Source organism: Marinobacterium sp. xm-a-152 (assembly GCF_013282965.1).
Taxonomy (GTDB): Bacteria; Pseudomonadota; Gammaproteobacteria; order Pseudomonadales; family Balneatricaceae; genus Marinobacterium_E.
Genome location: NZ_WBYI01000008.1, coordinates 45,637 through 69,692, shown reverse-complemented (window position 1 = coordinate 69,692; position 24,056 = coordinate 45,637). Strand labels below are relative to the sequence as shown.

General features: G+C 44.4%; 19 protein-coding genes. 17 read left to right on the top strand and 2 right to left on the bottom strand.

Annotated features, from left to right (window positions below):
- Position 1 precedes the first annotated feature (1 nt).
- The 3 genes from XMA152_RS09185 to rpoS are packed head-to-tail and all read left to right on the top strand — an operon-like array spanning position 2 to position 2,721.
- Positions 2-946: a DUF368 domain-containing protein gene (locus tag XMA152_RS09185; RefSeq protein WP_217362077.1), complete on the top strand. Its 945-nt coding sequence runs from the start codon at positions 2-4 to the stop codon at positions 944-946.
- A 4-nt stretch (positions 947-950) separates the two neighbouring features.
- Positions 951-1,676 carry a peptidoglycan DD-metalloendopeptidase family protein gene (locus tag XMA152_RS09180; RefSeq protein ID WP_217362076.1) on the top strand — a complete coding sequence of 242 codons (726 nt, stop codon included), beginning with the start codon at positions 951-953 and terminating at the stop codon, positions 1,674-1,676.
- A 52-nt stretch (positions 1,677-1,728) separates the two neighbouring features.
- Positions 1,729-2,721: an RNA polymerase sigma factor RpoS gene (gene rpoS / locus XMA152_RS09175; RefSeq protein WP_173483410.1), complete on the top strand. Its 993-nt coding sequence runs from the start codon at positions 1,729-1,731 to the stop codon at positions 2,719-2,721.
- Here rpoS and fdxA read toward each other — a convergent pair whose 3' ends face one another.
- On the bottom strand, positions 2,722-3,045 hold the full coding sequence (gene fdxA, locus XMA152_RS09170; protein ID WP_173481434.1) for a ferredoxin FdxA: 324 nt from the start codon (positions 3,043-3,045) through the stop codon (positions 2,722-2,724).
- 44 nt (positions 3,046-3,089) lie between these two features.
- Positions 3,090-5,684 (bottom strand): DNA mismatch repair protein MutS, encoded by a 2,595-nt coding sequence (gene mutS / locus XMA152_RS09165; protein ID WP_173483409.1) that lies wholly within the window; start codon positions 5,682-5,684, stop codon positions 3,090-3,092.
- Positions 5,685-5,946: 262 nt separating this feature from the next.
- Between mutS and XMA152_RS09160 the strand changes: the two genes are divergently transcribed.
- From XMA152_RS09160 to XMA152_RS09100, 14 genes are all read left to right on the top strand, one after another.
- Positions 5,947-7,236, top strand: coding sequence for an integrase family protein (locus XMA152_RS09160; protein WP_173483408.1), 1,290 nt, complete (start codon positions 5,947-5,949; stop codon positions 7,234-7,236).
- Positions 7,237-7,418: 182 nt separating this feature from the next.
- On the top strand, positions 7,419-7,646 hold the full coding sequence (locus tag XMA152_RS09155) for an AlpA family transcriptional regulator (protein ID WP_173483407.1): 228 nt from the start codon (positions 7,419-7,421) through the stop codon (positions 7,644-7,646).
- A gap of 225 nt (positions 7,647-7,871) precedes the next feature.
- The gene (locus XMA152_RS09150) at positions 7,872-10,397 is read left to right on the top strand and encodes a phage/plasmid primase, P4 family (protein WP_173483406.1); all 2,526 of its coding nucleotides are present in this window, start codon (positions 7,872-7,874) and stop codon (positions 10,395-10,397) included.
- 113 nt (positions 10,398-10,510) lie between these two features.
- Positions 10,511-10,834 carry an HGGxSTG domain-containing protein gene (locus XMA152_RS12840; RefSeq protein WP_371731529.1) on the top strand — a complete coding sequence of 108 codons (324 nt, stop codon included), beginning with the start codon at positions 10,511-10,513 and terminating at the stop codon, positions 10,832-10,834.
- A 74-nt stretch (positions 10,835-10,908) separates the two neighbouring features.
- Positions 10,909-11,340 (top strand): hypothetical protein, encoded by a 432-nt coding sequence (locus XMA152_RS09145; RefSeq protein WP_173483405.1) that lies wholly within the window; start codon positions 10,909-10,911, stop codon positions 11,338-11,340.
- A gap of 376 nt (positions 11,341-11,716) precedes the next feature.
- On the top strand, positions 11,717-13,492 hold the full coding sequence (locus XMA152_RS09140; RefSeq protein ID WP_173483404.1) for a sigma-54-dependent Fis family transcriptional regulator: 1,776 nt from the start codon (positions 11,717-11,719) through the stop codon (positions 13,490-13,492).
- A 181-nt stretch (positions 13,493-13,673) separates the two neighbouring features.
- Complete coding sequence (locus XMA152_RS09135) at positions 13,674-14,222, top strand: gluconate 2-dehydrogenase subunit 3 family protein (protein WP_173483403.1); 549 nt, start codon at positions 13,674-13,676, stop codon at positions 14,220-14,222.
- An 8-nt stretch (positions 14,223-14,230) separates the two neighbouring features.
- A complete protein-coding gene (locus XMA152_RS09130) occupies positions 14,231-15,775 on the top strand; it encodes an FAD-dependent oxidoreductase (protein ID WP_173483402.1) in 1,545 nt (514 codons plus the stop codon).
- Positions 15,723-17,240, top strand: a complete 1,518-nt coding sequence (locus tag XMA152_RS09125; protein ID WP_173483401.1) for an aldehyde dehydrogenase family protein — start codon at positions 15,723-15,725, stop codon at positions 17,238-17,240. The genes XMA152_RS09130 and XMA152_RS09125 overlap by 53 nt, the downstream gene beginning before the upstream one ends.
- Positions 17,241-17,821: 581 nt before the next feature.
- Positions 17,822-18,292: a CinA family protein gene (locus XMA152_RS09120; protein ID WP_173481432.1), complete on the top strand. Its 471-nt coding sequence runs from the start codon at positions 17,822-17,824 to the stop codon at positions 18,290-18,292.
- A 98-nt stretch (positions 18,293-18,390) separates the two neighbouring features.
- Complete coding sequence (gene recA / locus XMA152_RS09115; RefSeq protein WP_173483400.1) at positions 18,391-19,437, top strand: recombinase RecA; 1,047 nt, start codon at positions 18,391-18,393, stop codon at positions 19,435-19,437.
- A 32-nt stretch (positions 19,438-19,469) separates the two neighbouring features.
- The gene (locus tag XMA152_RS09110; RefSeq protein WP_173483399.1) at positions 19,470-19,964 is read left to right on the top strand and encodes a regulatory protein RecX; all 495 of its coding nucleotides are present in this window, start codon (positions 19,470-19,472) and stop codon (positions 19,962-19,964) included.
- Between the two features lie 165 nt (positions 19,965-20,129).
- Positions 20,130-22,724: an alanine--tRNA ligase gene (gene alaS / locus XMA152_RS09105; protein ID WP_173483445.1), complete on the top strand. Its 2,595-nt coding sequence runs from the start codon at positions 20,130-20,132 to the stop codon at positions 22,722-22,724.
- 30 nt (positions 22,725-22,754) lie between these two features.
- Entirely contained in the window at positions 22,755-23,990 is a 1,236-nt protein-coding gene (locus XMA152_RS09100) for an aspartate kinase (protein ID WP_173481413.1), read from the top strand.
- The last annotated feature ends 66 nt before the right edge of the window (positions 23,991-24,056 follow it).

Below are 24,056 nucleotides of genomic sequence, written 5' to 3'. Positions count from 1 at the left end.
AATGGATCATTTAAATAAGCAGCGCACAGCGTTTCAATATTTTAAGTTGTTATTGAAAGGGATGTTGATGGGTGCGGCTGATGCTGTTCCTGGTGTTTCAGGTGGAACTATTGCCTTCATTACCGGTATCTATGAAGAGCTCATTCACTCGATTCGTCGCTTCGATTTGAAAGCACTGAATGTTCTTTTTAAGAAAGGCTTAGTGGCTGCCTGGAAACAGGTTAACGGAACCTTCTTGTTGGTCCTTGTAGCCGGTATCGCGCTCAGTATCATCTTATTGGCGAAGACGGTTCTGTTTCTCCTAGACGAGTACCCGGTTCTGTTGTGGTCGTTCTTCTTTGGTTTGATTCTTGCGTCAACATGGAGTGTGGCTCGTCATGTTGCAGGTTGGTGCGCCAATCGGATGTCCGTCTTTGTTCTTGGCGCGGTGTTGGCCTATTTGTTGACCTCCATGTCGCCCAGTAGTGTGCCTGATTCGGCGCTGATGGTCTTTTTTGCAGGGATGATTGCCATCTGTGCCATGATTCTTCCAGGTATCTCAGGTAGCTTTATTCTGCTTCTATTAGGGATGTATACGACCATTCTGACAGCGATTAAAGAGTTTGATTTTGCTGTTATCGCACTGTTTGCCGCTGGTGCGGCCTCTGGTTTATTGGCGTTTTCTCGAGTATTGAGTTGGGCTTTCAATCATTATCGCTCAATGACTTTAGCGCTGTTGTCAGGTTTTTTGCTGGGTTCACTCAATAAGGTGTGGCCATGGAAGTACACACTCTCTTACACCATCAACTCTAAAGGGCATCAGGTGCCGCTCGTGGAGCAGAATGTTACCCCAACAGCCTTTACAGATCTTACGGGTGAACCATCTCAACTAGTGTTGGCCATTCTATTGATGCTGTTTGGCTTAGCGGTTGTTCTGTTAATCGATAGACTGCCATCGAGAGGCTAACTGTTTGCGGCTCACTGCTTTACTTGCATTTGCGCTACTTCTCTCTGCTTGTAGCACAGGGTATGCCCCAGTTTCAGATCAGTCACTAGGTCTTCAGCGACCCACCATCGGTGCGGGTGAGTATCGTGTTCGATCGGGTGATACTTTGATTGGTATCGCCTTTAAATTAGGGATCGATCACAGAAGATTGGCAGCAATCAATGGCATTAAAGATAAAGATCTAATATACGCCGGCCAGGTTTTAAAAACTCAAGGCAGCCCTGTTGCTACTCCTTCAAAGCCCCCCTCTAGAGCGGTTGCTAAGCAATCAGTCAACAAAACCCCATCACCTAAAAAGAGAGTTGCGCCAGTCGTGACAAATTTTTCTTGGGGTTGGCCACATTCTGGCAAGATTCTTGCTAGGTATTCAGCTAAAGAGGGTGGCAATAAAGGTTTGGATATCTCTGGCAAACTGGGTGATGCAGTTAAAGCAGCAGCACCTGGGCAGGTGGTATATGCCGGCAGCGGTTTGCTAGGATACGGAAATCTTGTCATTATCAGTCATAGCCAAGAGTTTTTGAGTGCCTATGCGCACAACAGTAAAATTCTGGTTAAAGAGAATCAGCAGGTAAAAGCGGGGCAAGTGATTGCTGAGCTTGGAAGCAGCGGAGCAACGGTTCCCATGCTTCACTTTGAGATTCGAAAAGACGGTAAGCCGGTTGATCCGTTGCGCTATCTACCCAAACGATAGCCCGAACGTTTCAACAAGCCCTCACCCAATAGCTTGATGAAGTGAGTGCAGTATGAATTCAGACAGCAAGATTGAGTTCAATGATGAGTTGTCAGATGATTTAGATCTTTTAGATGGCGAACAGAATAATAATCAAAATGAGCATGAGACAGTCGTCGACTCTCGTCGTGGTAAAGACGGTGTCGCTCATGAAGATTTAATCTCAGCAGGTCAGCTGGACTCGACCCAACTCTACCTCAATGAAATTGGTGCTGCCTCGCTGTTGACGCCCGATGAAGAGAAATCTTTGGGTAGAGCGATCCAACAAGAGGGGTGCATGAAATCCCGTGCGCGAATGATCGAGGCTAATCTGAGGTTGGTGGTTAACATTGCGCGTCGTTACCAAAATCGCGGCTTATCACTGATGGATCTCGTTGAAGAGGGTAATCTTGGACTTATTCGTGCAGTAGAAAAGTTTGACCCTGAAAAAGGCTTTCGTTTTTCCACCTATGCCACTTGGTGGATTCGCCAAGCGGTTGAACGTGGGGTCATGAACCAGACGCGAACCATACGTCTACCCATCCATATTCTTAAAGAGTTGAACAACTATCTTCGCGTTGCACGTGAGCTCTCTCTTACACTGGATCGTGAGCCGACCCCAGAAGATGTGGCTCGTCATCTAGATGAGCCTCTGGAGAATGTTGAAAAGATTATGCGGTTGAATCAACGCGTTGGGTCTTTGGATATTGTGGCAACAGAGGATGGTCGATCGCTAACGGAAGCCATTTCGGATGAAAATGTTAAGTCCCCCGATGACCATAACGCCGATGAAGACCTTCACAAGAATCTAGAATATTGGATAGGCACGCTTCCAGAAAAACATTGCGAGGTTATCTCTCGACGCTTCGGCTTGCGTGGTTTTGATGCTCAGACCCTGGAAATGGTGGGTAATGAAATCGGCCTGACTCGCGAAAGGGTACGACAGATTCAGGTGGAAGGACTCAAAAAGCTTAGAGCGATCTGTTTAGAGAATGGTCTTAACGTCGATTCGCTGTTTAGGCTGTAGCTAACGCTCTAGTAACGCTAGCTTGTCGGTTTTTCCATTCCACTCTTCAGCATCAGAGAGTGGTGCCTTCCGGTAACGGATGTTTGGCCACTGCTCACTCAGTTCGGCATTGAGTTTGTAGTAGATATCCTCCTGTGGGAGAAGGTCATCCTCATGTTTAATAGCTTGAGCAGGGCATTCAGGTTCGCACAGTGCGCAATCGATACACTCATCAGGATGTATCACTAAGAAATTGGGGCCTTCGTAAAAACAATCCACGGGGCACACATCGACACAATCCGTATACTTACACTTGATACAGTTTTCGGTCACGATAAACGTCATGTGTTACCTCCCATCAGCTTTCTATTGAGTATAGATTAAGCGGATCAGTATTTCTCAACTAACTGTTTGAGCTCATAGATTAGGTCCAATGCCTCTCTAGGTGTGAGTGAGTCAGGATCCAATGCTTTTAACTTTAAGTCGCTCTCAGATGGAATAGGAGCGATAAAGAGATCGTTTTGTTGTGGTGATGCCGCTCCAGCTGTTTTGAGGCTGGTTGAAGTAAGAGGTTGAGATTGGCTCCCCTCTTCGAGCTGAATCAGTTTTGATCGGGCACTTTGAATCACTGAGCGAGGTACACCTGCCAATTGAGCAACTTGCAGACCGTAACTCTGGCTTGCAGGCCCCTCTTGGACCTCATGCATAAAGACAATATGGTCGTTATGTTCAACAGCCGTTAAGTGCACATTGACGACGCCGTCAATAAGCTCTGATAGTTGTGTTAGTTCAAAATAGTGGGTTGCGAATAGCGTCAGAGCCTTACACTCTTTAGCTAAATACTCTGCTGCGGACCATGCAAGTGATAGGCCATCAAATGTACTTGTGCCTCTTCCTACCTCATCCATTAGAACTAAAGAGCGCTCTGTTGCGTTATGCAGTATGTTAGCCGTTTCGGTCATCTCAACCATGAAGGTAGAGCGTCCGCCCGCCAGGTCATCGGAGCTACCCATTCGAGTGAAGATTTGATCGACGATGCCAATTTCCGCGCTGCTGGCCGGAACAAAGGAGCCAATCTGAGCCATTAAGGTAATGATGGCTATTTGTCGCATATAGGTGGATTTACCACCCATATTTGGACCGGTCACCATCAGCATCTGTCGTTCTGAATTGAGTTCGGCATTGTTGGCGACAAAGGGCGTGTCTAACACCTGTTCAACAACAGGGTGGCGACCTTCAGTAATCCTTAAACTAGCCGAATTAATCAAAGCTGGGCAGCTGTATTCCAAAGTAGAGGCGCGTTCAGCGAGGTTGCGTAGCAAATCTAACTCTGCCAGTGCCTCGGCTGATGAACGAAGAGGAGTAAGCTGTTCGGCAAGTAGATCGAGCAGCTCATCATAGAGGGCTTTTTCGCGGGCCAATGCACGGCTTTTCGCGCTAAGTGCTTTATCCTCAAACTCTTTAAGTTCCGGTGTTATAAAACGCTCTGCGTTCTTAAGAGTCTGACGGCGTTGATACTCTACTGGAGGTTCAAACTGTTGGGCTTTACCGACCTCAATAAAGTAGCCGTGCACGCGATTGTAGCCAACCTTAAGTGTGGCGATGCCTGTGCGAACTCGTTCACGTTCCTCGAGGTCAATTAGATAGCTACCTGCGTTTTCACTCAGGCCCTGAAGCTCATCAAGCTCAGCATCGTAGCCACTGGCAATGACACCGCCTTCACGAATGACAACGGGAGGATTCACTTTAATAGCTCGGCTCAAAAGCGAGGCTAGATCCGGAAAGGAAGAGACAGCCTGTTTGAGGTGGATGAGTCGATTGCCTTCGCAATCTGTCAGTAATTCTTGGATGTCTGGTAGCGCATTCAGTGCCAATTTGAGACGCTCTAGATCCCTTGGTCGAGCTGAGCGCAGAGCAACACGTGACAGAATTCGCTCTATATCGCCAATTGAGCGCATGACATCGTCAAAGGCTTCAAAACGGAACTGATCCAGCATCCACTGAATGGCTTGCTGTCTTTCCTGTAGAACAGTGATACTGCGAAGGGGTCTGTGCAGCCATCGGCGCAGCATTCTGGCGGCCATGGGAGTCTTAGTTCTATCTAAAACAGAGACCAGGGTTTGCTCGCTACCACCATTAAGGTTGATATCGATCTCAAGATTTTTGCGTGTAGCGGCGTCGATATGAACCGCCTCGTTACCCTTATCTACGATTAAACTGTTGACGTGGGGTAGAGCGCTTCGCTGAGTATCTTTAGCGTATTGCATTAAACAGCCAGCCGCCGCAATAGCAAGTGACATGCCTTCACAGCCAAACCCCACTAGGTCTCGAGTTTTGAATTGCTCGTTTAAAATTCGATGTGCGGTCTCTATCTCAAATGCCCAAGGTGGCTGGCGCCTCAGGCCAAGGCCGCGAAGCGACTGGATCCACTCTTGCTCAGCAAGCTCATCTGAGACAAGCAGCTCTGCAGGCTTTAGTCGCTCGATTTCGGAGTGGGCGAATGCTGAATTGTCGAGTTCAGATACATGAAAGCGCCCTGCGCTAATGTCCAATACAGCTAGGCCGTATCGATTTTTATGCTCATAAATGGCGGCTAAAAGATTATCACGACGTTCCTCTAGAAACGCCTCGTCTGTCAATGTGCCAGGTGTGATGATTCGAGCAACTTGACGCTCAACCGGCCCCTTACTGGTGGCTGGATCACCAACTTGCTCGCAAATGACAACGGACTCACCCAGTCTAACCAGTCTGGCGACGTAGCCCTCGGCTGAATGAAAAGGGACTCCGGCCATTGGAATGGGCTCACCGCCAGATTTACCACGTGCAGTTAGCGATATGTCTAACAGTTCGGCAGCTCGTTTAGCATCGTCATAAAAAAGCTCATAAAAATCCCCCATGCGATAGAACAGAAATTCATGTGGGTGATCGGCTTTGATGCGTAAATACTGTTGCATCATTGGAGTGTGTTGGGAAAGATTTTGCATATGCAAACCGGTGTTATTATTGATGTTTTTGTTTTTAACTATTTGATTCATATGTTATTTGTCGGTTTGCGTTAAGTGTTTTGATGTCTCGGTGCGTCTCAATGGATTTCAAGAGATTTCATTAAATCTCAGTTGTTAGTGTAGCATTTGGTGTAGTAAATAGTGCTTGGTGTAGTAAACTAAATCCTAAGCTACTTATTTACGCAAAACCCAACGCTGCAACGCTGGGCCTGCTAACCACTCTACCTAGAAGGAGGTGAGGATGGCTGCTGACATTCTAAAACTGCCGACTCAATCGCGCAAACAAACGAGCGGTATAGATGCTACTCCAAAGAAACCACTGACTGCTCTCGCCGTTAAGAATCACAAAGCAGGTATCTTGGCTGATACACATCCGTATCAAGGTTTGAGGCTTAGGGCTAATGCGAATGGGACAAAAACTTGGACGTATCGCTATCGGGCTGGAGATAAGCTAAAGCAGATAAAGCTAGGTACGTGGCCCGGTATGGAACTAGCCGAGGCGCGGGCAGCATTTCTGAATCAGAGGAAGCTGAGAGAGACTAACTGTGACCCTAGATCTGTCGCAGAGGCTGAGCGCGCTAAGCAATACCTAGCTGAAAGTGAGAGAGTGAAACCTGTCTATACGTTTGGTGATATGGTTGAGGATTACTTAACTGAGCGAGTTGAAAAGGATCGGCAGCTAAAAGGCGCACGTGAGACGCGCAGGTTGCTTGAAGGTGATCTTGGTAAGTTGAAGTCCATGGCAGTATCTGAGTCGAATGGGCCGTTGTTGCACAACCATATTCTGAACATCGCTGATAGAGCTCCAGATGTTGCAAGAGTGTTTCGGCAAGAGCTACGCAGGGCATGGCAATTTGCAGTTAATGTCGGACGTACAGACAAGGCTTGCTTGATTAATACTGATATGGGCGGGAAGTTAACTCAAGGTAAAAGAGAGCGTTCGCTTGATGTTAAAGAGATATCCCAGCTATTACCGTGGCTAAATAATTACTCTGATACTGTGGCCGATGTATTAGCACTAGTACTTTATCTTGGGTTGCGTAGTGGAGAGGTGTGCAAACTTCGTGATGAGTGGTTACATGAGCGTGAGGAAGGTTTGTGGATTGTTATCCCTAAGGCAGAAATGAAAAGGCAGCACTCTGATCACTGGGTGCCGCTTGAGGGTAGAGCGTTAGAAATTGTAAATAGACGCAAAGGTAGTGGGTATTGGTTCCCCTCACGAATCGGGGGGCATATAGCTCAAAAGGTTTTGGGCGTTGAGGTGTATGCTCATTCCGGCCGATCAAAGGCTAAAATCTATTCAGATAAAGCCGTATGCCCAGTAAAGGATTGGGCTCCTAATGATCTTCGTAAAACTGCACGTAGCCAACTAGCAGCGATTGGCTGTCCCTTCGAAGTGGCAGAAGGTGTTCTCCACCATAAACTTCCCGGTGTCGGTGGTCTTTATAATCAGCACAGATACCTAGATGAAAAACGTGAGTGGCTAAAAAAACTATCCGATCATTACAGTGGTTTAGTTGGTTTTTTATAGAATTATTTTTTATTAAAAATATGGTTTTTATATATTAGGTAGTTCTTATGTGTTTGTTTTTATTGGATAAAGTTTCGTTGATGCTTTGTGTTAACAAGTTAACAGTGGGTTGGAGAAATACTGGTTGCGAGGGTAGGTAATATGCCTATGATGGGTATCTTCTGTTAATCGGGAGATGCAACATGACTCAAAACACTACAGTGCCTATCAGTCTGGATGGGCCGGGTTTCATTTCAATCGAACAGATCATCCCTGATCTGATTCCAATATCTAAAGCTACATTTTATCGATGCGTTCAAAGTGGGGTTTATCCCTCATCTGTTCAAGTTTCTGCCAAACGTAGGGCATGGCGTAAATCTGATATCAAGTCACTTATCGAAGAGTTGGGGGGCTGTGATGAAAATTTCTAGAACAAAAATAGCCAAGGCCACTCAGCGATATGGTGATAAAAACTGTCATAGATGTAATGCGCAAGCATCTGTCGTTCTTACAATTCGTAAGCCTAGAGATCTTAAGCAGTCATATGCAGTTATTTGTGAAGATTGCGCTAGGCCATACGATGAAATTATTACGGTTGGGCATTGGACACCTAAGCCAATCAAAAATACCGTATTCGGCGCGAGCGGGGTTCATTGATGGCTATTGAAACAGTTCATATAGAACCAAGTAGTGAATTTGCTGGAGATGTTTTAAGCGAAGTTTTCTTAGATTATTTCGGCCGTGATTTCATGCTGTGGAACAGATTTAAGTCCGAGAGTGGTAAGTGGTTAAAATCACCAGTTAACTCCCATGGCGATCGTGTAAGTCACCTAGAGAATCAGAACAGGTATCAGCTGCATGAAACAATTGATCTAGCAAATAGAGCGGGGACTGGAGTTGGTATTTCTCTTGGTAAATCAGGGTTGGCGACAACTGCCGTCAATGAAGTCGATAAGTATTACCTTTATTGTTTAGATGGCGACGGATTCGCCGATATAGATTCGACTGAAGTTGATTCGGGCGTTCGCGACCTAGTGAACAAACTAGACGCCTATGTGGAGGAAAGTCCCTCAGGCACGGGTTTTAAGATTTTCATATTGAGTGATCGCCCACCTAGAACCAAGGAGGTTTTTGATTTTAGTCCTTCAGTATTTGCTGCTCGTCATCCCGGCATATCGAAATACAAAAACAGGCAAATTGAAGTGTTTTCGCAAGGCTCATTCATGGCCTTAACGGGTATTCCATTCTATGGCGAGGATACTTGTCTAAAGCTAGCGTTTTTATCTGAACAGCGAATGGATAAGCTTCTTGGGTATCTCGATGACTGGGCAAAAGAAACAGGAGGCTCGGGATTAAGAAACACGGCCTCTAAAAAACTTGAACCTGCTGAGCTTTCTAAACAGTCGACCCACTACGCGAAACTTACAGAAGAATCCTTAAGCAGAGTGTTAGCGCATATTTACCCTGATGATGAACAAGACTGGTCTGATACGGCGAATGCTCTTGCAAGAGTCTATGGTGAGGAAGGTCGAGAATGGTTTCATCAATACAGTTCGGGAGCTCTGCAAGGTACATCATCAGAAAAATACAGTTTCGATGAGTGTAACAGGAGGTTCGATAGGGCTTTAGCTGAACGTATAGAGCGCCCAGAGGGTCTCGGAGTGAAAAGCCTTGTAGCTAAAGCAAAGCAGTCGAATACTTGGGATCATCGGATACCGCTCGATTATGAATCAACCTTGCCAGTTGCAATTGAAAGAAGCTCTATCGACCAACAGGTGCTGACTAAATCGCTAGTTAATCGAACATCGAGTGGTAATCACAAGGGCGATATCGCTAACGGTAAGCTATTCGCTGACATGTATCGTGATCGTCTAATTTATATTCAGGATTTAAACATCTATTTGATGTTCGATGAACAAACAGGGTGGTCGAAAGTAGATCCTCCAGTTGTAATAGAGGCTGCCAAAAGCGTTGTATGCTCGCTTCATGCGCAGATGAACGCTATCGCTCAGATAGACCCTCAAAACAAGGGGATTGCGGATTTAGCTACTGAAATTCGCAGGGTTAGCATGAAAAATGCACTGAATTCGATGGTTGAATTGGGGCGAGTTGAACACGGCATGTGGGCAAACTCGACTTACTTCGATGCCGATCCATATTTACTGGGGGTTCAAAACGGTGTTATCGATCTTCGGTTAGGCTCATTGCTGCGGAGTGAGCCCAGTTTGAGGGTTTCAAAGCGTGCCAATGTCTCATTCGATTCTGAAGCTAGTTGTCCTCTCTTTTTAAAGTACTTGAACAAGGTATTGCCTGATCACGATGTCAGGCAGTTTATACAACGATATGTCGGATATCTCTTAACAGGCGAAGTAATTGAGCACAAATTTGTTTTCTTTTACGGTCTTGGCCGCAACGGCAAAACTGTTTTGATAGAGCTTCTTGGATGGTTGCTGGGTGATTACGCAGTGAAATTGCAGACTGAATTACTAATGAAACACACTCGAAGCACACAACAGGCTAGCCCAGACCTCATGAAATTGAGGGGCGCGCGATTTGCCTACTGTAGTGAGACAACAGAAGGGCGAATGCTCGATGATGCGAGGGTTAAAGAACTTAGTGGCGGAGATACAATTACAGCTAGACCTTTATACAGTAGTGAGATTTCTTTCTCGCCTACTCATAAACTACTAATGGTTGGTAATCATAAGCCTATCATCACGGATAACAGTGAGGGAATGTGGAGGCGAATGGTGTTGGTACCATTCAATCATGTCATAACAGACCAAGAGGTAGATCCAAAACTTCAGCAGAAATTACGTAATGAAGCAGCTGGTATTCTGAACTGGGCTATAAGTGGCGTAGGAGCATGGGTTAAGTCAGGTTTAGAGGTCCCTAATCAGCTATTGGGGGCTACGAAAGAGTATCGGGATGATCAAGATGTTCTGAATCAGTGGTTGATGGAGTGCTGCGATATAGGTAGTACTTTTAAGACACCAGCAAGCATCCTATATCAATCATTTGATAACTGGTGTCGTTGTAACGGCTTTAAAGGTATGACGTCTAAAAGTTTCGGTCGTAAGTTAAAAGAACATGGGTATGAACTTGCTCCTGATAATCGTAATCGGCTTGGTATAAAAGTAGCTGAGGATGAGCTAACTGAAAAATTGGCAAATGGGGGGTAGCTCATGTGGTGCAGGTTTGCAGGTTTTAGTGGTGTTTTCTAATAGCTCTTACAAATTTTCTCTTAGTAGAAGAAATAGAAATTGGCATATAAACCTGCAAACCTGCATCTACCATGCTTCCTTCCAAGAGGTACTACGAAATGATTAAGGAACCCACTATCACAACCCTTGGTGGCCGAGTAACGTGCCCACGATGCCAAGCAGTAAGTAAGCGAAGTAAGCAACAATGCCGAAACCCATCAGAGCGCGGCAAAAACAACTGTAGGTTTCACGGGAGTCGTTCGACTAGCGCTAAGACATTAGAAGGTAAGAAACGCCGCGATAACGCACGATATGTTCACGGAAGAGAAACTAGTGCACTACGTGACGCCAGAAAGCACAAACTGCGAGAATTACGTGAGTTAGAAGCTGTTATGCTAGAGATTGGTATGATTTAACTTGCTTAAAATATACTTTCCAAGCTTGTTTAAGCTGCAACTGCAATCAAAAACTAAGCTCAGGGCAATAAATTATGGGAAAGCTCTTCAAACTCCAATGCTCAAAATGTGATTTCACTAAAACTGTGTGTGAAGGCTCTACCCGTTTGCTGGCCAATGAGTTTATCACGGTATCCTGTGATGCTTGTTGCAGTATTGAGAATCGCAGCTATGACTTTCCTGAAAATTGCCCTGTAAGACCTGAACCAGGTACTGGTTGGTGGGGGCGTAAGAATCGCCAGAAAGAGCTTAATGATCGTTATTTAACAGAATCAGCACACTGGAATGCGGAGATGGATAAGCGGCGTGTCGAGGCTCTACAGCAACCTTGTAGTCAGTGCGTTAGTGCCGTACAGAGTGTCCACTTTGGCGATCCGTTTATTGAGCCAATTCCGATTGGTATCGGTTGCCCTGCCTGTAAATGTCAGGGCTGCATGAATGTGGCATTAGAGGCTTTGATTGATTAACTACTTTAGATATTCCAATGAGTTATATTTTTTATTTGTTTAGTTATGCTTGATGGTCAAGTGCTCTGGATTAGGGATGTCTTGAAATTGTTACGTAAGAGCAAAGGACTGTTAAAAGAGTTCAGGTGTGCTTTTTTGGATCCTTGCGACTCATTTTATCTTTGATTTTTTCGCAAAAAAATGAAGAAAAGTTATGTTTCTTTGCTAAGAATTTTTGGGTAGTCTTGGACTTAAAATAAAAATATAAGGATTCAAAATGGGGTCTCTAATCCAAACAAATCGGGAGCTATTTCAGAACGGCGCATTTGATAAAATACATGGTGTTCATCACCCTATATTGGACTCGTGGATGCGGTGTGCGAATGGCGCTTTATCGATGAATGCTTCCTTAGATTACGAGATTCTAAAGGGTTTCGAATTTGAATCTATTAGAGATAAAAACCTCAATCTTCTTAGAATTGCCAATGTGCATATCGATCGCCTTGCACAAGCTGTTTCTCCAGCTGGTTGGTCACTCATGCTTACAGATACAAAATGTAGATCATTGAGGGCCATTAAAAGTAAATCAAATACAAACTTAGCGATTAATAGTGCTTTCCAAGAGGGTATAGTTCTATCTGAGAACAAAGTGGGCTCAACTGCTATGTCATGTGCAATTCATTCTCAATCTCTAGTTAGAGTTTTTGGTGGTGAGCATTTCAATGAAGCGCATGAGCAATTTAATTGCGCTGCGGTACCAATTCTGGATGAAAAAGGACATGTTTGTGCGGCATTGGATATAACGCACGAGTCCCCAATTGTGGATAGTTCAATCCTTTATCTTCTGAAATCAACGGCCCAAACTATTCAAAATCAAATCATAAAACAAATTCCTGAGTCATTGGTTATTGAACTATCGATCAATCCAACTAACTGGGGCGATCCTAGTAATTTGGTTTTATCTTTTGATCACTCACAAAGCCTTGTGGGAGCTAACGAAATAGCTAAAAAGTTCATATATCAAAAACTTAATTTAAAAAATGCTTCGTTTGAAGATATTTTTAAAACTTCATTTTCTGAAGTGCTCGACTTTGGCTTGATGCGAGGACGTGTCTTTGAAATGGTTTTGAAAAATGACATAGTTTTGTATGGAGTTGTACAGACTGAAAATCGAAATTCTTCGACTATTCGTGGCCTTAATTTGATATCTGAATTCAATTCGGACCAAACTGAAATATGTAAGCCTCCTCAATCGCGTTTAGTAAATCAGATGCGAGAAGAAGATTTAAAACTCTCGCTACATAACGCGGGCAAAGTCATATCCCGGTTGCCAATATTATTAACTGGAGCGTCTGGGACCGGTAAGGATGTTGCTGCCAGAGAAATTCATTCCCAAAGTCACTTCAAAGATGGAAATTTTGTTGCAATTAATTGCGCTGCTATTCCCGAAAATATGCTGGAGGTTGAACTTTTTGGGTATGTTCCAGGTGCTTACACTGGTGCTTTAAGTAGTGGAAGTTCCGGATTAATTGGTGAAGCAAATGGTGGGACTTTGTTTCTGGATGAAATCGGGGATATGCCTTTACTCATCCAGTCTAAGCTTCTCAGACTGTTAGAGTCCGGTGAGTACCGCCCAGTTGGCGGTGTAAAACCTTTGTTGGGAAACTTTCAGTTAATATCTGCAACCAATATAGATTTAGAGCAGAGCGTTAAGGAAAGTAAATTTAGAGCCGATTTGTTTTATAGGATTAAGGGGTTAAGTATAGAGCTACCTAACCTTGCAAAACGCAATGACATATTGCATCTAACAGAAAGTATTCTTAGCGATATATCTGCTTCAAATCGAAAAATTTCAGATGGATTAGCAGATTTCTTCACGAAGCACGAATGGCCCGGCAACATCAGAGAGCTTAAAAATCTATTGATTCAGTTGGATGCAATTGTTCCACCTGATTGCGTATTAAGCTTAAACGACCTTCCATTGTCGTACCTTAATTTGTTGGAAAAATCGAAACACAATAATTCCGAAGATAAATTGCATCTTGAAGACAATACTAAAAACCTTATTTCTGCAGCAATTGAAAAAGCTGATGGGAATTTATCATATGCAGCTAAAATCTTGGGGATTTCTAGATCCACTCTCTATAGAAAAATTAAAAGTTACGGCTATTGAGGTTGTTTCACAGAGAAACACTTGGGCCGTGAAAACTGTATCAAATTGAAACAGTTTATGAATTAGTCTTGCTGTGTAATTTTTTAAGTTATTGTTTTTTATATTTTTTTAAAAATTGGCACGCGTTATGCTTTTTATTAGATGTTTTACATAGCTAATAAAAACAATAGGACGAGTACCAATGATTGATACAACTCTCAACCGAAGAGCTTTTTTGAAGGCTCTAACATCAATTGCAGCTGCTGCTGCAGTTCTACCGTTGATCCCAGTAAGTGCTGGAATATTGACAGATGAAAATAAAATGGATGACCTCGAGAAGAAGGTATTTTCGAAGTTAATCCAAGTCTGCCTGCCTACACAAGGAACGAATCTTGTTGATCCTTCAACCCTACCAGTCCTTGCAACTATCGAAGGAGCATTACTTGCGGGTATGGCACCTCATATTCGTCAGGGTCTTAGGGGCGGAATCGGTTACTTTAACAGCGCTACAAAAGATCAATTTGGATCAGAGTTTGTTGAATTATCTGAATCGAAAGCAGCTAGGTTTATTGATGATTGGTCAGGCTCAGATCAAATTCCTCATCGAGCTTTAGCTATGGGGCTAAAAAAACTTACAGTTCTAGCATATTGGGCAATCCCTAATACTTGGGCCCCGTTGGGTTATGACGGGCCGGTTACAGATAAAGCTGGAATCAAAATTTACGGTAATGCTCCAGAGCCAAAAGTTTGAGGTGACATATGACAACTGCAAATACTCTAAATATCAAAACAGCTGCAGACATTTCTGTGGGTTCACTCAATCTTAAAGCTGATGCTGTCATAATCGGCTCTGGTGCGGGTGGCGCTATTAACGCTTATGAGCTAGCTAAAAGCGGCAAGAAAGTTATTGTTCTTGAAGCAGGTCCTTATGTTCCATCATCTCAATTTCAAGAAATGATGGCCGTAGCAATGGGTACCTTGTATCAGGATGAAGGTGGTCAGTCTAATACAAGCGGCGATATTACTGTTCTCCAAGGACGTTGTGTTGGCGGTTCAACCGTCGTTAATGCTGCATTATGTTTCAGAACCCCAGATTATTATTTAAAGTTATGGGCGGATGAGTTTGGTCTTACAAATTTAACATCTGAGATGATGGCGCCCTATTTTGAGAAAGTTGAAAGTAACTTATCGATCACTCAAGTCAAAAGTCATGAAACAAGCGCTGGTGCAGAACTAATTGGCAAAGGCATCGATAAGCTTGGAATGGTTAGAGGTCCTGCTCATCGTAATATCAAAGATTGTTCGTTATCTGGTTTTTGCTTCTCTGGATGTAAAAGTGATAGGAAACAGTCAATGTTGGTTACCTACTTACCTTGGGCTTGTAATCATGGGGCAGAAATATACGCAGATACTCGCGTGTCAAAAATCTTAACCCAAAATGGTTCTGCATCAGGGGTGCTTGCCGAGGTTGTAGATCCAAAAACGGGTGAAGTGAAGGCAGAAGTTCAAGTTAGTGCTCCAATTGTAGTTTTGGCTGCTGGTCCAGTTGCTTCTCCTATAATTCTTCAACAATCAGGCCTCGCTAACTCTAGCGGACAAGTAGGCAAAAACTTTGCATGTCATCCCTCAATGTCTGTTACCGCAGTATTTGACGAGCAAGTTGATGATTTTCATGGTGCAACTCATAGTTTGTTTGTTGATACAAACACTCTGCCGGACAAAGGTGGTTACATCCTTTTGAATGCGGTTCAGGAGCCTGTGGAAGCATCATTTCAGGCGGAGCCTGGAACAGGTAAGCCTTATATGAATTATATGGAGAGGTATAGAAATACGATCCGCTTAATTACTCTGATTCATGATAAAAATGTTGGTGAAGTAACTATTGAGAAGGGCTACAAAGAAATTAAATACGATGTCGATAACCAAGATTTCGAGGGAATGAAACTGGGACTTAAGCATAATGCTCGAATTTTGTTTGCTGCTGGTGCTAAGTATTTATATTTGCCGACATCAGATAAAACACTTATCAACAGTGAATCCGAGATAGATTCTGTTATAGATGGGCTGGTAAATGAACCTGCCCGCTACAGATACACATCTTTCCATCCTCAAGGTACTTGTCGAATGGGTGCTGATCCAGCAAAAACTGTAGTTAATCAATTTGGTGAAACGCATGATGTGAAAAAGCTTTATGTGGCCGATGCGAGCTTGCTACCAACTTCAATCGGTTATAACCCATCGGAGACAGTGTATGCGCTTGCTTCTTACATTGCTGACAAAATTATTGAAGCCAACCCAAGTTAAGGTGGAAAAAATGGAATTCACAGAAATTAAAAATGAAGAGTTCAATCTTGCTTTCGAAACTGGATTTACTGGTCCTAGCTTCGACTTATTAGAACCTGCTACTGGAAGATCATTGGGAACGCTTCAAGCTGCTACTGCATCTGAAGTAGCTGGGTTGGTAGTAACTGCTAAGATGGCACAAGTTAAATGGTCTGCTATTGATTTTGACAGTAAAGCTAAGATTCTAAGAAAGTTTGCTGATTTGCTTGAGCAAAATGCGGATCTGATTCACTCTTGGAACGCAAGAGAGTGTGGGTCAATTGTTCCTAAATCTCAGTGGGAATTGCAGGCTAGTATTGATCAAACACATATGTGTGCAGCCATGACTATGATGCCTTCTGGTGAAATTTACCCATCAAACATGCCTGGTAGAACGAATAAGCGAGTGCGAGTACCAATAGGTGTTGTAGGTGTTATATCACCTTGGAACTTCCCGTTACTACTCTCTCTGAGAGCTGTGCTTCCAGCGATTGCAATGGGTAATGCTGTAATCATTAAGCCGGATCCACAAAGTTCCATTACAGGCGGTCTATTAATCCAGAAACTACTTGAGCAGGCTGGCTTGCCAGAAGGGATAGTGACGGTAGCATATGGCGCTGGGGATGTCGGCGCTGCGCTTGTTGATAATAGTGATGTTGGGATGATTGCATTTACAGGTTCTACTCTCGTCGGCAAGGAGATTGCGGCTACTTGTGGAAGAAACCTTAAGAAAACATCTCTTGAATTAGGTGGTAATAATGCATTTATCGTTCTCGATGATGCTGATCTTGAATCTGCTTCATCTTGTGGCGCATGGGGAGCATTTCTGCACCAAGGACAGATTTGTATGCAAGCGGGTAGACATATAGTGCACGAATCAAAAGCATCGGATTACGCCTCGGCACTTAAAGCTAGAGCTGAAGCATTGTATGTTGGTAATCCGCATTCTGAGCAGTGTCACTTGGGCCCCCTAATTAATTCAAGCCAAGCTGATAGAGTTATGAAGTTAATAAATGATTCTGTTGCTATGGGGGCAAAAGTTATTTGTGGTGGTACTAGGGACGGTTTGAAAATATCTCCAACCGTCATGATTGATGTAACCACTGAAATGCCAATCTTCAAAGAAGAAATTTTTGGTCCAGTTGCACCGATTATCACATTTGCAAATGATCAAGAGGCTGTTGCATTGGCAAACCAAGCTGAGCATGGTTTGTCAGCATCTATACATACTGCTAATACTGCTCGTGGAAATATGATTGCAGATCAAGTTGATGCAGGGATGATCCATGTTAACGATCAAACAGTAAACAATGAATACCAAGTCCCATTTGGTGGGTTGAAGGCTTCTGGAGATGCTGGTCGAATTGGCGGGCCAGTTAATTTAGATGAATTTACTACTACTAAATGGATCAGCAGTATGGAGAAAGGAATAGTTTATCCCTTCTAGTTTTTCATTAGTGAATGTTGTCTTAGCCACCTTAATAGGTGGCTTTTTTTTTGACAGACTAAAAATTTAAATTTTCACTGGACCGATTTTGATGGGATTAAGCTTTCAGTTGCTCTTAAGCGAGAAATGAAAATATCTCAATTCGTTCGTCTGAAATAGTAATACCTAGATTGTTATAGGGACCCAAAATGAAAGTGGACTCCCCCATGGGGGTGGGGTGTTGAATCTGGCAAAGTACCTAACCCATTTTACGTATAAATATATTTGTGGCCACAGGGGATTGGCTCTGGTGCTCTTAAGTTAAACTCTTTAGCGATTGGGTGGGATGCAACTCAGGCCTGAGCTGCATATTAGTGTAGCATTTGGTATAGTATAAATATTTGTGTGTATTTAAATTATTGATTTATGTATCAATACAACCGGATGCATCATTGGCGTGTGCTGGGAAAGATCTTGTGGACTATTGGACATAAAATTTACAATTATTAAAGCGAGCTAAAGATCAGATTCTACTTGAATCTGTTTGATTATCGAGTGACGAGAACAATAAATTTTAATGAAAGCTTTGACTGTGAAGAGTGATGAATAAGCAAATTGATCTGTTGGCTAAAAAGCTGATTGATGCACGATTAATGATGGCGACGGCAGAGTCTTGCACCGGCGGTGGTATTGCTCAGGCGCTCACTGATATATCGGGCTCATCACAGTGGTTTGATAGTGGTCTAGTTACCTACTCCAATGAAGCTAAGCAGCGTTTATTGGGTGTTCCAAACGAATTGATTGATCAGTGGGGTGCAGTAAGTGAGCCCGTTGCTAAGTCGATGGCTGAAGGGGCGGCAAATCAAGAGGGCGTGGATTTGGCGGTCGCTGTGACTGGTATAGCTGGTCCCACTGGTGGTAGTAAAGATAAGCCTGTCGGTACTGTATGGATTGCCTGGAAGATACCTAATAAACAGTCAGAAGCGCGCTGTTTTAAGTTCGATGGAGATCGTTCCGTAATTCGGCAGGCGACCATAAATGCAGCTATTACGGGGCTCTTAGAGCGTTTGTGAAATTATTTTCGTATTCCTGTTTGACATATTTTTTACCTGTGCTTTAATACTGGTTATTAATACAGTAGTTAGCCAGTAGACAGCTCAAGGAATTTCTCATGGATCAGAATCGTAAGAAAGCATTAGACGCAGCACTCTCACAAATAGAGCGACAGTTCGGTAAAGGCGCAGTCATGCGCATGGGTGAGCAGCCTCGTGAGGCTATCCCTGCAGTTTCAACTGGCTCACTAGGATTGGATATTGCCCTAGGTATAGGCGGTCTTCCTTACGGTCGTGTTGTAGAGATCTACGGTCCAGAGTCCTCTGGTAAAACAACACTAACCCTGCAAGTGATAGCTGAAGCTCAAAAACAGGGTAAAACTTGTGCATTCGTGGATGCTGAACACGCTTTAGATCCAATTTATGCTGAGAAACTTGGTGTTGATGTCGATTCGCTTCTTGTGTCTCAGCCAGACACAGGTGAACAAGCACTTGAAATTACCGATATGCTAACTCGCTCGGGCGCTGTTGATGTGATCATTGTCGATTCGGTTGCTGCATTGACGCCTAAGGCTGAAATTGAAGGTGATATGGGTGATTCGCACGTCGGTTTGCAAGCACGTTTGATGTCTCAAGCACTGCGTAAACTGACGGGTACCGTTAAACAGTCAGGTTGTTTGCTAGTCTTCATCAACCAGATTCGAATGAAAATCGGTGTCATGTTTGGTAACCCTGAGACGACTACGGGTGGTAATGCACTTAAGTTTTACTCTTCAGTTCGTTTGGATATTCGCCGAACTGGTGCGGTGAAGCAGGGTGATGAGATTATCGGTAACGAGACTCGTGTAAAAGTTGTTAAAAACAAAGTTGCTCCGCCATTCCGCCAAGCAGAATTCCAGATTATGTACGGCAAAGGTATCTATCACATGGGCGAAGTAATCGACCTAGGTGTGCAGCAAAAGCTGATTGATAAGAGTGGTGCTTGGTACGCATACAATGGCGATAAGATCGGGCAGGGTAAAGCGAATGCAGCCAAGTTCCTGGAAGAAAATCCAGAGATCGCTAACGAAATTGAGTCACAAATTCGTAAAGAGTTGCTATCTGTACCAGCCAAGCCTGAAAAAGGTGATGAAGGTTCTGAAACTAATGCAGAGTTAGAATTTTAATCACTGAATAGAGGGGCTTCGGCCCCTTTTTTATGTCTATGCAAAAACGACAAAAGAGACCTATAGAAACAGAATCCGAGCTGAGGTCCTTTGCCTTCAGTTATTTAGCTAGGCAAGAGTATTCGCAGAGTCAATTACGTGAGCGTCTTGCAAAAAGATGTGAAGAACCTGAACTCGTAGAGAGGGTGTTAACTTACCTTGTTGAAGAGGGGTATCAATCTGATAGCCGCTTTGCAGAGAGCTACATTCGAGTGAAATCCGATCAGGGGCAAGGGGGTAATAAGATTGCTTTCGATCTGAGTCGTAAAGGAATTTCTAAGCAATTAATCGAAGAGTTATTAGATAGTCGCAAAGACGATCCTAAGCAGGTCGCGCTTGAGTATCTAAAACGCAAATTTGGTGAAGAGCCTCCTGAAGATATGAAAGTGAAAGCCAAATGGTTTAGGCATATGGCAGGACGTGGTTTCAACTATGGTGAAATCGAATACGCATTTCGCTATCAAAATAGTGATCCCGATTTCGACTAATCACCGTTATTTTGGTCAATTCCCCCGCACTACCCCCTACGAGTTTCACTCTAGTTTGTATATACTTACCCGCTATTTTGCCAAGATTGTACCTGTATGAATTTAGGTACGGTTCTTTTGGTGTCAATTTAAGATGATAGAGACTCGGCTGATTCTATGAAAAAGATGACCAGTGCTGAAATTCGAAACGCATTTCTGGACTATTTTGCTAGTCAGGGACATGAGGTGGTTTCTTCAAGCCCACTGATCCCTGGCAACGATGCCACACTGCTTTTCACCAACGCAGGTATGGTTCAGTTTAAAGACGTATTCCTGGGTAGCGATAAACGCAACTACTCTCGAGCAACAACCTCGCAACGTTGTGTTCGTGCCGGTGGTAAACACAATGACCTAGAGAACGTAGGCTACACTGCGCGTCACCACACTTTCTTTGAAATGTTGGGTAACTTCAGCTTTGGTGATTACTTTAAAGAAGATGCTATTCGATTTGCTTGGACCTTCTTAACGGAAACCTTGGGTCTTCCAAAAGAGCGTCTATGGGTAACCGTTCACCACAGTGATGATGAGGCAGAACGTATCTGGAAAGAGACCATGGGTATCGACCCAGAGCGTTTCTCTAAGCTTGATGAAGATAACTTCTGGGCGATGGGTGATACAGGTCCTTGTGGTCCATGTACAGAGATTTTCTTCGATCATGGTCCTGATGTTTGGGGTGGCCCACCAGGAAGCCCAGAGGAAGATGGGGATCGATACATCGAGATCTGGAACGTTGTCTTTATGCAGTACAACCGTTCTGCTGATGGTGAAATGACACCGCTAGAGCGCCCTTCAATTGATACCGGTATGGGTCTTGAACGTATTGCTGCCGTTATGCAGGGCGTTCATTCGAACTACGAAATTGATCTGTTCCAAAACCTACTTGCAGCGACAGCTGAAGTAATTGGTACCAAGGATCGCGATAACAAATCACTTCGCGTAATCGCTGACCATATCCGTTCATGTTCATTCTTAATCACTGATGGCGTGACGCCTTCAAACGAAGGGCGTGGCTATGTTCTTCGTCGTATTATGCGCCGCGCCATTCGTCACGGTAATAAACTCGGTGCTCAAGGAACCTTCTTCTACAAATTGGTTGCGCCCCTAGTTAAAGAGATGGGCGAAGCCTATCCTGAGCTTGCAAAAATGCAGGAACAGGTTGAGCGAGTGCTTCTTAAAGAGGAGGAGCAGTTTGCTCGTACCCTAGACAAAGGACTGGCACTTCTTGAAGAGGAGATTGCAAATCTTCAGGGTACGGTCGTTCCTGGCTCAGCAGTATTCAAACTCTATGACACTTATGGTTTCCCGGTTGACTTGACCGCCGATGTTGCGCGCGAGCGTGAACTGACCATTGACATGGAAGGCTTTGAAGCAGCAATGGCTGATCAGCGTGAGCGCGCTCGTGCATCAGGATCTTTCAATGTGGATTACAACGATAAGCTAGAGATCGATGGCGTTACCGAGTTCTCTGGTTATGAGCTTCTGGAAGATCGTGTTGAGATTGAAGCGATCTTCAAAGAGGGCGAATCAGTCACAGAGCTATCTGCTGGAGAGTCCGGTCTTGTGGTTATGACTCGTACACCTTTCTACGCTGAATCGGGTGGTCAGGTCGGTGATACTGGTCAGCTGGTTTGGGATCGCGGTACGTTTGATGTGGCAAACTGTACAAAAGAGGGTAAGAGCCATGTCCATCACGGCTCTGTGACTGAGGGCGTTTTAAAGCTCGGAGACCAAGTTAACGCACTGGTTAACAAAGCTCGTCGTCAAGCTGCGGCTCTTAACCACTCAGCAACGCACCTTTTACACGAAGCGCTTCGTCGCGTGCTCGGAGAGCATGTGCAGCAGAAAGGCTCGCTGTGTAATGATGAACGTCTCCGTTTTGACTTCTCACACTTTGAAGCGGTTACTGACGAAGAGCTCAAAACCGTTGAACAGATGGTCAATGAACAGATTCGTGCAAATACGTCAGTAGAAACCGAAATCATGGCGATTGATGCTGCGAAGGAGCGCGGAGCTCAAGCCCTATTTGGTGAAAAGTACGATGATGAAGTACGTGTTCTATCCATGGGTGGCGACTTCTCAGTAGAGCTTTGTGGTGGTACTCATGCTTCTCGTACCGGTGATATCGGTATGATGAAGATTGTCTCTGAGTCGGGTATTGCATCAGGCGTGCGTCGTATCGAGGCGATTACCGGTCTTGCTGCTCTCAACTGGTTTGAAGAGAGTGAGTCACTACTGGGTGAACTCGGCGCAATGGTTAAAGGTTCTCGAGATTCACTGCTAGAGAAATTCCAAGCATTGAACGAACGTAGCCGTTCCCTTGAGAAAGAGATTGAACGATTGAATGCAAAACTGGCGGCTGCCCAGAGTGGTGAGCTGCTCTCGTCGGCGGTTGAGATCAACGGTATCAAGGTTTTGGCAACAGAAGTTCAAGGTGTTGACCCTAAATCACTTCGCGACATGCTGGATCAGCTTAAGAATAAGTTGGGTAGCGGTGTGGTTGTGCTTGCAGCAAACGATGGTGAAAAGGTTAGCCTTGTCGCGGGTGTGACGAAAGATCTTACTGGTCAAGTAAAAGCGGGTGATCTGATTCGTGAGCTTGCCACTCAACTTGGCGGTAAAGGCGGTGGTCGACCCGATATGGCTCAGGGCGGTGGCACCGATATAGCGGCTCTTCCTCAGGCGATTGCTGCGGTACCGGAATTAGTTAGAGCTGCACTTTAATCGTGCAGCGTTAATTGGAAATAGAGATAGATGGCTTTATTTGTACAAAAATATGGCGGTACCTCAGTAGGTTCAGTAGAGCGTATTGAAGCAGTCGCTGACAAAGTAAAACGATTTAAGGATCAGGGTCACGACATTGTCGTGGTTGTCTCTGCAATGAGCGGTGAGACCAATCGTCTTATCGGTCTTGCTAAAGATATCACTGATAATCCAGATCCACGTGAATACGATGTTTTGGTATCAACGGGTGAGCAGGTGACGATTTCACTGCTCTCTATGGCTCTGAAAAAGCGTGGTCTAGGTGCGAAGTCTTACACTGGCGGTCAGGTTCGTATCCATACTGATAGCTCACACACCAAAGCGCGTATCCAAAGCATCGATACCAGCAAAATGCGTTCAGATCTTGATGAAGGTAACGTCATAGTTGTAGCCGGCTTCCAGGGCATGGATGATGACGGCAATATCACGACCCTAGGTCGCGGTGGTTCTGATACAACGGGTGTTGCTCTGGCGGCTGCTTTAAAAGCTGATGAGTGTCAGATCTATACGGATGTCGACGGCGTCTACACGACAGACCCGCGCGTGGTAGAAGGTGCCCGTCGTCTCGATAAAATCACCTTTGAAGAGATGCTAGAGATGGCCAGTCTCGGTTCAAAGGTTTTGCAGATTCGCTCGGTTGAATTTGCAGGTAAATACAATGTTCCATTACGTGTATTGTCTAGCTTCCAAGATGGTGGCGGTACACTTATTACTACAGAGGAAACTGATAGCGTGGAAAATCCAATTATTTCAGGCATCGCGTTTAACCGTGACGAAGCAAAACTGACGGTGTTGGGTGTGCCTGACCTTCCAGGTATTGCATCACGTATCCTAGGTCCTGTCTCGTCTGCCAATATCGAAGTAGATATGATCGTTCAAAACGTAGCAGCCGATCAGACTACCGACTTTACATTCACAGTACACCGTAATGATTACGATAAAGCCTTGGTTATCCTTGAAGAGACGGCTAACGAGCTAGGTGCGCGTGAAGTGAAAGGCGACAATAAGATTGCTAAAGTCTCTATCGTGGGTGTGGGTATGCGTTCTCACGCAGGCGTTGCAAGCAATATGTTCACAACCCTGGCTAAAGAGAATATCAATATTCAGATGATCTCAACTTCCGAGATCAAGGTCTCTGTAGTAATCTCAGAGAAGTATATGGAGCTAGCGGTTCGTGCACTGCACAGTGCGTTTGAACTCGATCAAGCAGACAGCGTCGCTGAATAATCGCTATCTAGCATAATTGGATTCGCACATGGCGATCACTTGGTCGCCTATCTTAAATGGATTTAG